Genomic DNA, 13,834 nt, shown 5'->3' with positions numbered 1-13,834 from the left:
TAAATACTGCTTTACTTTCGCGCAACTTTACTCATTTTTAACTGCGCTTTTATGAATATACTTCTTTTGGGTTCCGGTGGGCGGGAACATGCACTTGCCTGGAAAATGATACAGAGCAAACATTGTGATAAACTATTCATTGCTCCGGGTAATGCAGGCACGGCATTGTGTGGTACCAATATACACATGAGCGCAACAGACTTTGAAATGCAAAAGAAGTTTTGCCAGGAAAACGAAATAGGGCTTGTTGTAGTGGGCCCGGAAGAACCATTGGTAAAAGGTGTTTTTGATTTTTACCAGCAGGCATTGCCTGATGTTCCTGTAATAGGGCCTGCAGCCTATGGTGCGCAACTGGAAGGCAGTAAAGCCTTTTCGAAGAAATTTATGCAGCGGCATAGCATTCCTACTGCGGGCTATGCAGAGTTTACCACTGAGAACTTTGAGGAAGGAAAAACTTATATAGCCAATCATAGCCTGCCTGTTGTACTGAAGGCTGACGGCCTCGCCGCAGGCAAAGGTGTTGTAATAAATACTACGCATGAAGACGCGTTGAAGACATTTGAAGAAATGATCATCAACAAGCAATTTGGTGATGCCAGCAGTAAAGTAGTGATTGAAGAATTTCTGGATGGTATAGAAACGAGTGTATTTGTTTTGACTGATGGTAAAGATTATCAAATTATCGGGCACGCAAAAGACTATAAAAGAATTGGCGAAGGTGATACCGGCCTTAACACGGGTGGTATGGGCTGTGTAACACCTGTTCCATTTGTGGATGACGTATTTATGCAAAAAGTTATCAGCCGCATTATTGAACCTACTATCAATGGTCTTGCTGCGGAAAATATTACTTACAAAGGTTTTGTTTTCTTTGGCTTAATCAGTGTAAACAACGAACCATACGTGATTGAATACAACTGCCGCATGGGCGACCCTGAAACGGAAGTTGTAATGCCACGCTTACAAAATGATCTTGTAGAATTATTTCTTGCTGTACACAATGGCAATCTTAAAGATCAGGAAATCAAATACAGCGATAAAGCCTATGCAACGGTTGTTGCGGTAAGCGGCGGCTATCCTGGTGATTACAAAAAGAACCTGAAAATTAGTGGTCTTGATAATTTGAAGATGGAAAATGATTCAATCGTTTTTCATGCAGGCACAAAGCAAAATGGCGATGATGTCTTAACCAATGGCGGTCGTGTTTTAACAGTAACTTCTTCCGGCGGGAACATTACCGAAGCAGTAAATAAATCGAAAGAAATATTACAACAAATCTCTTTCGATGGCATGAACTTTAGAAATGATATTGGTTACGAGTTTCGATAAGGCGAGATGAAGCGGCCATCGTGAATCGTCAAACGTGAAAGGTGAGAAGTGAAATGTCAAATCTTATAACTCGCTTATTTATGTATACACTGATCATTTATTATTCGATTTTATAAGCATGATTTATTTCCACATTTGACGTCTCACGTTTCACGCCTCCCCATGTTCTTCCATCCACGTACTTCGCAATTTCGCTTCGTGTTGCCGAATATTGTTTTAGCCGTACAAGTGAGTGACACAACAGGGGCTTAATAGTAGTAATGCAGCTGGCTACATAAAAAGAAAACTGCAGTCTTTTATTGACCGCAGTTTCTGATTGTGTCAGCGAATGAAATTTTTTTTAAGAAGGGAAGAACCCCGATCCGGAATTGGTCCAGGGTTCTTTTGCTCCCAACCTTAACCGAGTTTAAATAGCAGTTCTTTCAATAAATGTTGACGCAAGGTCGTGCACGTTTATATTCATGATGCTTTTTGTTTTGGGTGCTTCTACCGTAACCTTTACTTCTGTCTTCTGCTGTTCTTCTTTTGCAGGCTGGTAACGGTAACGGCTTGAGTCTGTGCCTTTGTTCCTGATTGTATCTACCCTGTCTTTGTATTCTTCTGCAGGTGCCCTGTTTTCATCATCATTGTTGTCATCGTTACGCTCATCGTCTGCTTCTGCATATGTGCGTTTTAAACCATCGCCTGTCATTGTATAATCTACGTTGCTATCCCAGTGAAATCCGTCTTCGTCGTATCTCCATCTCCAGCTATCTACATCGTTGCCAAGCTGTATATGAAACCTGTCGCTCCAGCCCACGTTGTCTTTTATATAGATCCTTTTTCCTACGGGTACATATACAGTGATGTATATTGTCTGGTTGCGGAATTTATCCTGCTTCGAGATTGGTATGCCCCGGTCGAAAAACAGGCTTGTATCTTTTTGTGCCAGGCTGAATTCCATTCTTGAAGCTTTTGCATCTGCTTCTGCTTTTGTTGCAGCATTTACCATTTTCAGCATTGTTACATGAAAGCTGTCTGTTTCAGATTTCATTACACGTATGTGTATGTTTTGTACAAAAGCTGTGTCTTCATCTATGTTAGCGAACGGCTCAAAGTGTAAGAAATTATCGGTAAAATAATAGCGGGTATCTTTTTGCAACTTCAGTTCCAGCTTGTTTACTCCAGGGTTACTCAGTGGCACATTTGTTTCAACCGGGTTATTGTGGTAAGAGAAATCATTTCTTAAAGAAGCAATGAGACCAATTACACAGAACCAGCCAAGTATCCACATTGCTGCAAAGCTGAAACGCATTACACTGCTGTTGCTTTTGATCTTTGCTATTCTGCGGATGATCCAGGTAATGATGCCGATTACAGGTACCCATATAAAGAAGATGTACGCGCCCCATGCCAGCATGTTCTGCCATCCATCGTTGATGATGTATCCTTTAAGTGGCAGCAAACCTGTAAAGGCAATACCGATACCAAACAAAGAACATACAATGGCTATTAATACTACAGCAAGTATAAAGTAGGCAAATATTTTAAAGATCAGCACAATGATATCGCCAAGAGTAGTACCGGCCTTTTTTGCCACACCGCCTGCTTCTGCACTAAACTGCTTACCTCTTGCGCCTATGGTACTGCCTAACTCTGCTGCCCTCTCGCCCACTTCTGCGCCAAATGCTTTTGCACGCTCGCCAAAACCTTCCATATCTTTCTGGATGGTATTTTTGATACTGTTCAGGTCTACTTTCTCGCCTTTCATTTCCAGCTTATCAGATGTTGTAAGCGCCTCGGGTAAAATGAGCCAGAGGATAATATAGATCAATGTTGCTCCGGGGCTAAAGGACAGGTTTACAAAATTGGGAAAATCAAACATGCCCCAGTGGTTCCAGCTTGTAACGATTGATAAGAATGGTATCAAAAACAATATTCTTGGCACCCATACATTTACTCCAAAGTAAGAAGCCAGGCCACCACATACACCGCCGATAAGCTTATTGTCCGGATCTCTGAAAAGGCGTTTACGTACAGAACCGATAAGTGTGGAAGCTGAACTTGGAATTGCTACCCACAAAATAAGGTAAGCAATAAAGCCAAAGCCAAAACCAAAAGTGAATATAACAAACAGAATACGTACCACCAGTTTGTCGATATTAAAGTAGTTGGCCAGACCGGCACATACACCACCAAGCAGCTTATTGTTTTCATCCCTGTAAAAACGTTCAGGTCTTACTGAGCCTGTTGTTGTGTTATCGGTATAAGACTGGTAAGAAGAGGATGTTGAAGAAGATGCGTTTCCTGTATTGGTGTATTGCTGGCCACCAAGTTGCTCACGTACACTTGCTTCTTCTGTTTCAAATTCTTCGGGGCGGCCCATGCTGTTGATGATGGCATTTACATCATCATCTGTAATACAGGTACCACCTTTCTTAAGTGTTTCTCCAAAAAGTTCGGCAATACGACCTTCTATATCATTTATGATCTCATCCTTTCCTTCTTCGTTGGCAAAAAAGCGGCGAAGGCTTTCTACATACTGCTTCAGTATGTCGTAAGCAGTTTCTTCTATGGGAACCACCCTGCCCTGGAAGTTTATGTTGATTACCTTTTTCATTGTTCATCATTTATTTGGTTAAGGTGTGAGGTACCGTTCTCGTTGTTGGCCGGTAAAGTAAGCGCATGTACCGCATCTGCCAGTTCTTTCCATGTTCTTTCCAACTCGGCATAAAATTCAATTCCCTTGTCGGTCATCAGGAAGTATTTTCTTGGCGGTCCGCTATTGCTTTCAACCCAACGGTAAGTTAAAAGCCCGGCATTTTTCAGCCTTGTAAGCAGCGGGTAAAGGGTGCCTTCCAGTATATTCAGGTTGGCGGCCTTCATTTTTTCTACTATATCACTCGGGTAAACTTCCCCCTGGCGTATAACAGATAAAATGCAAAACTCCAATACTCCTTTCCGCATCTGGCTTTGTGTGTTCTGTATATCCATGTTCCGGAGTTTGTGTTTGTTCCCCCGTTGCTTACTTCATATTGCAAACAATGGCGGAACGGTTATTAAATATTGTTAGATTTTTTGGTAACCGGCTGAAGCACTCTTTTCAGCTCCTGTTGTGTCACTCCCTTGTACGCTTTCGCCCTGGGCAGCAGCGATACACTTTTGTATAAAAAACTTCCTGTTATTATCTTCCTTTTCCTGTGCTCTAACCTTGACAACACAAAGATGGGGAGTTTTTCAATACTATGCAATACAAAGTACCAAGTTTCTTAAAGTAATTTGCAGTAGAAGATAATAGGCAAAATATAAATACATTGATTTTCAATAATTTATACAAATTCTGTTAAATTCGAAATGATCGGAAATCTGATAAGCGGTAAAATAGCGGGATAAAAAAAGCGGCACTGACGTGCCGCTTTTACTCAACGCTCATTTTTTAACGCTCAAAAGTTAGTTCGTAGATATATGGCGAACTAATAATGAGTTTATCACCTTCCAGCGTATAATCACAAGGTTTGCACGGCGATGAAGAGGACAGCAAACAGGAACTTAATACACTAAGCAGTGGATGGCCAAATTCATCCTCTTCTACATACGTGGTGTTATAAAAACCAAATACAATTTTACCGGCCCCGGGAGTAGTAAAACTGCCATCTGTAATCGTGTTTTTAAAAGTGCTGCCACTAAAACTGTTTCCCCTGAATTGCAAAACAATATGGTCACCTGTACCGTTTGCCGGCAGCAATGTAATATCGTTGACACGGTCATATATTGTTGTGAGCTTCCAAGTACCCTCCGGCAGACCTGCGTTGCTACTTTTACTACAGGATAAACCAAAAATCCCGATAACGGTTAATAGCAAAAACATATACTTCATGCGCAGATTGATAGCAAAAAAGTCTTACCCGTTGCACCAGCATGCAATTAAAATAAGTATACCGGTATTCCTGCTTTCAAACAACCTTCTATAAACATGCCTAACCAAAACGTAACAAACAAAATTCCCTGGCATTCCAATTATCTTATATATTGCGTAAACAACATTTAACCAAAGAAAAGCACACCTTGCCTTTCTGTTTGCTCTAACTACAATTTATTGCTTGTTGAAAGAAACGCCCTGAATTCTTACAGGATACCCGGCCGCTGTAAGCATGCTGCTGTGTAAAATGATGAACATTATACTGAATAATGAAGTTACCGGTAACTGTAACCTGTAAGTTCCAGGAAAATAAAACCAGACAAAATTTTCAATCACCACTAAAACATGTAAACCATGAGTACACTAAAGTTAAAAGACGGCGTTGAGATCTATTACAAAGACTGGGGAACAGGGCAGCCCATTATGTTTCACCATGGCTGGCCGCTATCTTCTGATGATTGGGATGCACAAATGATGTTTTTTCTTGACAATGGCTTCCGCGTGGTAGCACACGACCGACGAGGTCATGGACGCTCTACCCAAACCTTTGAAGGAAATGAAATGGATACATACGCTGCTGATGTGGCGCAACTGGTAGAACACCTGCAATTAGAGCAAACGATACATGTTGGCCACTCAACAGGCGGCGGTGAAGTGATAAGATACGTAAACAAATACGGTAAAGGCAAAGTGGCCAAAGCCGTATTGGTAAGTGCTGTAACACCTTACATGATTGTAGACGAGAACAACCCGGAAGGCGTACCATTGGCAGTATTTGACGATATTCGTTTTAATACCGCCAGCAACAGGCAACAGTTTTACCAGGATATTACATTTCCATTCTACGGCTATAACAGGGAAGGCGCCAATGTAAAAAAGGGCATACAGGATAATTGGTGGCGCCAGGGCATGATGGGTGGCATAAAAGCACATTACGATTGTGTAAAGGTTTTCTCTGAAACCAATTTTACCGAAGATCTCAAAAATGTTGATGTACCGGTGCTGATTTTGCATGGTGAGGACGACCAGATTGTTCCTTACAAAACCACGGCTTTAAAAGCGGTTGAATTGTTGAAGCATGGAAAGCTGATTACTTACCCGGGCTTTCCTCACGGGATGCCTACAACCGAAGCAGCAACCATTAATGCCGATATACTGGAATTTATAAAACAGTAAAACCAACGGAACAACAACATTGACTGAACCAAAAGGCTGGCCGGGCAAACCGGTTCAGCCTTTTTAAATGATAACTTACTTGCAGGATTATAACGCTTACCAGGTTGTGTAGAAGCCCTGAAGCTTTTACGTGCAGGCTGCAGCCGCCTAATGAGACAACCGTACAAGTGAGTGACACAAGGGACGATGCCATGAAAACTGTTGCCGGCAACATAAATAATATAACACTGGCATCTGTTGAGCTGACACCCTTAAAACATTACATAACGCAAAAAAATCGAGGAGCAAATCAGATATTTCCTTTCTTCATTTCACCGAAAACATAATCTGCTGCTCTTGCTGTTAGAGCCATATAAGTAAGCGAAGGATTTTGGGTTGAGGTAGAAGTCATACACGCACCATCTGTTACAAAAACATTTTTACAGGCATGCATTTGGTTCCATTTATTGAGCATGGAAGTTTTTGGATCGTTACCCATTCTTACGCCACCCATCTCATGAATATCGAGACCCGGTGCCTGTTTCGAATCCATCGCATTGATATCCTTAAACCCAGCCTCCGTAAACATTTCCTTCATTTGTTCAATATAATCTTTCACCATCTTTTCATCATTGTCATCATAATCAACTTTTATTTTCAGGAGCGGCATATCCCATTCATCTTTTTTTGTATCGAGGCTGACCATGTTGGATTCTTTGGGAATAGTCTCCCCCATCATATGCGAGCTTACGTGCCACGGGCCTAAATCTTTTTTTGCCAGGTTTGCCTTAAACGTTTCCCCAAAACCTTCCTGCGTGTTTGCACCATAACGACCGGAATAGAAGCCTGCAGCATACCCGCGCAGAAAACCGGTTTCCTGTTTGTACACATTTCTAAATCTTGGAATGTAGGCTGCGGTAGGGCTTTTACCGTCTGTTGTATAATCGAGATGGCCTTCATGTTTTGCCGATACCCGTGCACGATAGTTGTGAAACGCAATGTATTTACCGAGCACGCCGCTATCATTTCCAAGACCGTTTGGGAAACGCCTGCTTACAGAATTAAGCAGTATAAGATTGGTATTTAACGCAGCAGCATTTACGAAAATAACCTTTGCGAAATATTCCGTAGCCGTTTTTGTTTTACTGTCTATAACTCTAACGCCTGTGGCTTTACTTTCTTTATCATCGTAAATAATGGAATGTACAACAGCGCCCGGCTTTAGCGTTAGATTGCCTGTTCGCTCTGCCCATGGAATAGTAGAAGCGTTACTGCTGAAGTAGCCGCCAAACGGGCAACCACGCTGGCATATCGTTCTTTTCTGGCACATGGCGCGGCCCTGGTCTAAATGAATTTGTTGCGGCTCTGTAATATGTGCACAGCGGCCATAGATAACGTGACGATCTTTGTATTTTTTCGCAACCACATCCTTAAAATAATTGTCTACACATGTAAGATCCAGCGCCGGCAAAAATTCTCCATCGGGTAATACATCCAGCCCGTCTTTATTGCCTGATATTCCTGCAAACTTTTCTACGTAGCTGTACCATGGCGCAAGATCATTATAACGGATGGGCCAGTCCACGGCATAACCGTCGCGTGCAGGCCCTTCGAAATCAAATTTACTCCATCGCTGTGTTTGCCTTGCCCAGAGTAAAGACTTACCGCCCACCTGGTAGCCACGGATCCAATCAAACGGCTTTTCCTGCACATACGGGTGTTCAGTATCCTTTACAAAGAAGTGCGCCGCATCTTCCTTGTATGCATAGCAGCGGCTTATAACCGGGTTTTCTTGCTGTATATTAAAGGGTATTTCGCCTCGGTGCTCAAACTCCCAGGGCATCATGTTTGTGGTAGGGTAATCTTTTATATGCTTTACATCTTTGCCTCGTTCAAGCACAAGTGTTTTTAATCCCTTTTCTGTAAACTCCTTGGCAGCCCAGCCGCCGCTAATACCAGAACCAATTACAATTACATCAAACGTATTCTTATTATCTGCCATCGCAAGTTGTGTTAGAATTATTACCTGTTGATAAGATTATGCTTTTACCGGTACGCAGCCATGAAATCTTCCGGGTATCAGCTCGTACACCTTTACTTTTGTAAGAAAGAACTGGCTGGAGGTGTATGCCTGGATAGTATACCTTTTTACGGTTGCATAAAATGATGCTGCATCACCGGACTTCTGATCTTTTTGCTGTGCTTCAAGCAGGGTAAGTAACTGAACCCTTTCCGCAAGAGTAGCGTTGGCAAATTTTTTACCGGTTTGCTTATCTGCAAGCGTTTCAAATGCTTCCATACCCTTTACAAATTCATTCTGCTTTTCCCTGCTGTTGCAGTCATCCATCATTTTTAAAAGAAACAAATGCGCAGATATATCTCTGGCACCAGGAGTATCTGTTTTAGGTATAATGGTTTCCGCAAGTTCGGCCAGCAGCGCTTCCTGTTCTGCTGAGATGGAAAAATTTTTTAGTATAACAGCAGACTTGTTCTTATCATCCATACAGGATGGAATTAACGCTGCCCCCGCTGTTACCAAAAGAATTTGTTTGAAAGCATTTCTTCTGTTCATAAAGTTATTCGTGATGCTTAAAGATAAAAGATTAGATATACAGGACAACAGACCTTATTAAAGCTCAAAGCTTTTTGCGCAATAATGTGCAGAATAAGCTAAAAAAGTATTCCCTGTACTTTTACTGAGGTAACCAAACAGGTTGTTTATCAAAAAGATGGGTTACAGGATGAAGTTTTAATAAAGGGCAGCGATATCGTATTATTATTTTTTTTGGGTAGAACAACTGCAAAAATTGTAATTTTAAAGAGATCAAACACACATTTTTCCAAATATCCTGTATATGTTAACCAAAAATGAGTTGACTAACGAATATGTAGTCACGAATGAAACTGCTACAAATTCCTGGCATTGGACGATTGCTGCAAATGGTAAACCCCTGGACGGTGTCTTTAAAAAAACAATCTCTAGCCGGGGTACCGCAGGCATATACAAACAAGCCGGCAACTACAACATTTTTAAAGATGACCTTATACAGGCTATGGAACTCTATTACCTGCATGCGGAACAAAAAGAGTTGCCTGAAATTATTACCACTTTACGTTATGTGCACGGAAATAAGTCAGTGATTCATACTTTACTGAAAGCCCGTGTAAATGACTGGTCAGATTCCGGCAAAGCATTAAGTATGGAGATCAGCTTTATGAACGTAAAAAAAGAAAGACAAACCTTTTTGTATGAAGAAGAGCAACATAAACTGATTCTCGAAGGTGTAAATGCCGGGATCTGGGATCTTGATGTAAAAACTGGAAAAATCTGGTGCTCTGACAAAGTATATGCACTACTCGGTTACAAAAACGGAGAGATTGATGCCAGCTACCACACCTTCCTCCAAAACCTGCACCCGGATGATGTGCAGCGCACCACCAAAATGATCACGAGCCGCTTTAGAGCCAGCACTGCTTACATAAACGATATAAGATTTAAACACAAAGACGGCACGTACCACTGGTTCGAACTGGCAGGCAAAATCAAGCTTGGCAAGACAGGCCGCCCGGTACGGATTGTAGGATCACTGATCAACAAAGACCAAAGGCGACGTTTACTGGTAGAGCTTGAACGTTACCAGTTTTTAATAGATGAATCTACCGCTTTGATTCATGCCGGAAGCTGGGAAATCAACTTTGTAAACGATACACTTACATGGTCTGCCGCCATGTGTAATATTCACGAAACCGGCGAAGACTACAGACCGCTGATACGCAACCTGTTCCAGTTTTTGCAGGAAAGAGACAGGATATATTTTAAACAGCTTTTAAAAGACGCTTATCACCATGGCAAAGCATACGACGCTACTTTCGAATCAGTAACCGCCAGGGGCAATCTTAAATGGATACGTATGATTGGGAAGCCGGTCATCAATGACGATGGTTCCATTACCACCATAAGGGGAATTACGCAGGACATTCATGAACAAAGATTGAAAGATGAAAAAATAAAACATTCTTTTGATGTCATCACTGCCAAGAATGAATCACTGAGCAACTTTGCACACATCGTTTCCCATAACCTTAAGTCTCATGCAGGCAACATGGAAAGCATTCTAAAATTGCTTGATTATACCGATGACCCCGATGAACAAAAAGAATTGCTCGGCTACCTCAAAAAAATTTCAAACAACCTCAATCAAACAATCGAACATCTTTCAGAAACTGTGCGTGTGCAGCACAACATGGGCATAAAGAAAACATTACTCAATTTAAATACCACACTCAACAATGTGCTCGATGTATTGCGGCCAACCATCAACGAAACAAATGCCATTATCATTACCGATACCGCCGCATACAACGAAATTGAATACATACCGGCCTATCTCGAAAGCATTATACTAAACCTGCTGTCAAACGCGCTCAAATACCGCAGGCCAAATGCCCAGCCAATCATAGAAATCAAAGCATTTATAGAAAACGGTAAAAAATGCTTTTCAGTAAAAGATAACGGTGAGGGCATAGACCTAAAAGCCAATGGGCACAAAATATTTGGCATGTACAAAACATTTCACGCAAACCCCGATGCTGTGGGTATTGGGCTTTTTATAACAAAAAACCAGGTAGAAGCCCTTGGCGGTGCAATAGCGGTAGAAAGCAAGCCTGGAAAAGGTTCCACCTTTATTGTAACATTTTAATTTTTGTTGGAGCCAGGCTGTAGAATAAGCATGAAGCTTTTCTTGCGTCGCACTCTTGTACTTTCTGTTCAATATGCGGCACTATCAACGTATCAGCGCATAAGGCGTTTATTACTTCAGCCCTTTTATAACGTTTATGTATTACCTTTCTATAGCTTGTAGGTAAGTGGCACATCTACTCTTACAGAAAAATTCCTTCCCATATCAAATACGCCCTGCCTGCCCGTAACATTATTTACCGCGGTATATTTTAGCCTGCTTAAGTGGTTCTGGTAAGCAATATCACCAAGGTTAAAAGCAGACAAGTGAATACTGCAAATTGTTTTTCCCTTACTTGCTATATCTGCACCAATACCCGCATTCAACAGGAAATATGAAGAAGTGGCGGTTTCAGTGTTAAAGCCTGTGAAAGGGTTGTTTTGCGCAAACGAATAATCACCCGTAACGCTCACATAAAGGTTCCTCATTGTTTTACCCTTACCCAAAAAATTGCCGCGCAATTCAGATATCAACCTTGCTGCTGGTATAAAAGGAATATTTTTTGAACCGTCTACCGCATTTACAAACTGGCCGCGTGTATAAGAAAAAGTGTTCTCAAAGTGCAGCCAGTCAAGTGGGTGCGGATGTATATCTATGTTAAATTCCGCGCCGTATAAGTAAGCATTGTCCTGGTTAAAGCGATATACGTTCAGCAGGTCGCCGCTCTCCGGATCTGTAAGTACAGAATCTCCGCCACTAACGTTCTGAACTTTACTGTAGAAGATAAACCTGGAAATATTATTATAGAAAACACTCGCACTTAACGATATGTGCTCTGTGTTTACTTCTGCACCGGCATCAGCCTGTAAACTTACTTCGCTCTTCAATTTATTGTCTCCTGCTTCATACCGGTTTGTACCCTCATGAGCGCCATTACTTGCCAGTTCTGCAAGGTTCGGTGCCCTGAAACCTCTTGCCACATTAAACTTTAATGATACAGCTTTAGAAGCCTGGTATGCCAGGCCTATGCTTCCCGAAATATTGGAAAAGTTTCTTTCAAACTGGCTGAACTTTGGTTCATCCTCCACGATCATCGCGCTGCCGTTTATGTGCCTGTTATCGTACCTTAAACCACCGCTTACCGATAGCTTGTCTTTTATATACTGGCTATAAACAAAGCCACCAACATCAAAAAGCCTGTAATCGGGGATAATGACTTCTGCTGCCCTGTTTGTATTAGATTGCGCCATACCTGTTAAACCAAAACTTGTCTTCCAGTTTTTGTTTGATGGCAAATGAAAACGTGCTGCGTAGCTAACAGTCTTCAGATCGAAATAGGCATCCGGTGTATTTGTATTATCAGCATTTCCAAATTCCTGCCTCCTGTTTTGTTGGAAACCGGCTACAAGATCCAGCCTGTTGCTGCCAAGATTAATCGTGTTATCGGAAGTGATCTTAAAGTGCCTGATATGTTGAAAGGGAACCTGCGGATCTATTTGCTTAAAATCATTGTCTGTTGCTGTTGTTTCCTCACCGCCCGGTAATGCTTTAAGAAAACGGCCCGTAGCTTCGTCCCGTTCACCTTCTACCATACCTATGTGCTGGTTAAAGTTGGAAACCAGCAGCCTGCTGTTTCCCCAGTTACCCCGGTATGCAAGCATTCCACCAAAGTTTGCGTTGTAGAATTTTGAATTGTATACATACCCGTCGTACTTATTCTGGTAGTCGTGTGCTCCTTTATAAGATCCGTAGGCATTCCAGGAAAAGCCATTTTTGGTACCGGCCGTATTGCCATAAAACCCGCGGAGACCATTATTGGTCTGGTACTCGCCTGAGAAATTTATTTTTCCGGTTGCTTCAGGGGCTACTGCCTGCGACTGAATGTTTATTACACCTGCAATGGCGTCACTGCCATACATAAGTGAGGCCGGGCCTTTCAATACTTCTATGCGTTGCACGCTATAGTCATCTATCTCTATACCATGCTCATCGCCCCATTGTTGTCCTTCCTGCCTGATACCATCGTTAATAACCAATACCCTGTTGTATCCCAGCCCTCTTATAAAAGGCTTTGAAATGGCCGGACCTGTTGATAAAGCGGTGACACCAGGAACTGTTTTTGCAAGTGCATCTATCAAGTTTGTAGAAACAACTTTCTCCAGCTCCGATTGCTTTAATACACTAACCGGCTGTGGCGACTGCTTTAATCTCGTGGCAAATGTTGTTCCTGTTACGGTAACCGCATCCTGCTCGATAAAAGTTGGCTGCATTTGAAAATCGTGATTTGTTTCACCATTTATTTCAACCGTTTCAATTAGCGTTGCGTAACCCTGGTACGATATTTCAATAACGTGCTTTCCATTTGCAATACCTGCAAATTTGAAATTGCCATTATTGTCTGCAATAACCCCCTGCTTGAGATCGGGCAGGTAAAGCGAGGCTCCCGCAAGTGGCTGGTTTGTTTTGGCATCTTTTACGCTGCCGGTAAAAGCTGCACGTTGTACAGGATATGTTTTTGCGCTCATCTCAGTTTGACCAAAAGCAGTAGTGCAGCTGAGCAGGATTACGAGGAGGATGAAATGTTTTCTCATAGTAAAATTGTTACATTGTTGCAAATATAGGCAGTTTCAATATTTAAAACATTGTTGCAAAAAATTTAACAGTAATGGATAATTAGGTCAGCCGTATGCGCTTCTTACAAGCCAGCAGGGTGCCTGTAACCGGGAACTACAGATGCCATTCTATATGCAGATGACGTGATTGCGACGCAACG

9 protein-coding genes are annotated in these 13,834 nt (G+C 42.0%); 3 read left to right on the top strand and 6 right to left on the bottom strand.

All coding sequences use genetic code 11. From position 1 onward, the window contains the following. Positions 1-51 precede the first annotated feature (51 nt). Positions 52-1,329, top strand: a complete 1,278-nt coding sequence (gene purD, locus I5907_RS08025) for a phosphoribosylamine--glycine ligase (RefSeq protein ID WP_196990196.1) — start codon at positions 52-54, stop codon at positions 1,327-1,329. Between the two features lie 406 nt (positions 1,330-1,735). Here purD and I5907_RS08020 read toward each other — a convergent pair whose 3' ends face one another. From I5907_RS08020 to I5907_RS08010, 3 genes are all read right to left on the bottom strand, one after another. After that, positions 1,736-3,928 carry a PspC domain-containing protein gene (locus I5907_RS08020; protein ID WP_196990195.1) on the bottom strand — a complete coding sequence of 731 codons (2,193 nt, stop codon included), beginning with the start codon at positions 3,926-3,928 and terminating at the stop codon, positions 1,736-1,738. Continuing rightward, the gene (locus I5907_RS08015) at positions 3,925-4,302 is read right to left on the bottom strand and encodes a PadR family transcriptional regulator (RefSeq protein ID WP_196990194.1); all 378 of its coding nucleotides are present in this window, start codon (positions 4,300-4,302) and stop codon (positions 3,925-3,927) included. The genes I5907_RS08020 and I5907_RS08015 overlap by 4 nt, the downstream gene beginning before the upstream one ends. A gap of 442 nt (positions 4,303-4,744) precedes the next feature. Further along, positions 4,745-5,185 carry a hypothetical protein gene (locus I5907_RS08010; RefSeq protein ID WP_196990193.1) on the bottom strand — a complete coding sequence of 147 codons (441 nt, stop codon included), beginning with the start codon at positions 5,183-5,185 and terminating at the stop codon, positions 4,745-4,747. Between the two features lie 396 nt (positions 5,186-5,581). Here I5907_RS08010 and I5907_RS08005 point away from each other — a divergent pair, with 396 nt between their 5' ends. Next, positions 5,582-6,403: an alpha/beta fold hydrolase gene (locus tag I5907_RS08005; protein WP_196990192.1), complete on the top strand. Its 822-nt coding sequence runs from the start codon at positions 5,582-5,584 to the stop codon at positions 6,401-6,403. A 289-nt stretch (positions 6,404-6,692) separates the two neighbouring features. Here I5907_RS08005 and I5907_RS08000 read toward each other — a convergent pair whose 3' ends face one another. Next, positions 6,693-8,384: a GMC oxidoreductase gene (locus tag I5907_RS08000; RefSeq protein ID WP_196990191.1), complete on the bottom strand. Its 1,692-nt coding sequence runs from the start codon at positions 8,382-8,384 to the stop codon at positions 6,693-6,695. A gap of 36 nt (positions 8,385-8,420) precedes the next feature. Then, a complete protein-coding gene (locus tag I5907_RS07995) occupies positions 8,421-8,954 on the bottom strand; it encodes a gluconate 2-dehydrogenase subunit 3 family protein (RefSeq protein ID WP_196990190.1) in 534 nt (177 codons plus the stop codon). Between the two features lie 283 nt (positions 8,955-9,237). Here I5907_RS07995 and I5907_RS07990 point away from each other — a divergent pair, with 283 nt between their 5' ends. Next, entirely contained in the window at positions 9,238-11,082 is a 1,845-nt protein-coding gene (locus I5907_RS07990) for a sensor histidine kinase (protein WP_196990189.1), read from the top strand. 149 nt (positions 11,083-11,231) lie between these two features. On the opposite strand, the gene I5907_RS07985 is transcribed toward I5907_RS07990, so the two are convergent. Next, the gene (locus I5907_RS07985) at positions 11,232-13,652 is read right to left on the bottom strand and encodes a TonB-dependent receptor (RefSeq protein ID WP_196990188.1); all 2,421 of its coding nucleotides are present in this window, start codon (positions 13,650-13,652) and stop codon (positions 11,232-11,234) included. Positions 13,653-13,834: the final 182 nt, after the last annotated feature.

Source organism: Panacibacter microcysteis (genome assembly GCF_015831355.1).
GTDB lineage: Bacteria > Bacteroidota > Bacteroidia > Chitinophagales > Chitinophagaceae > Panacibacter > Panacibacter microcysteis.
The sequence above is the reverse complement of the archived record's forward strand: the minus strand, read 5'-3'. Positions and strand labels throughout refer to the sequence as shown.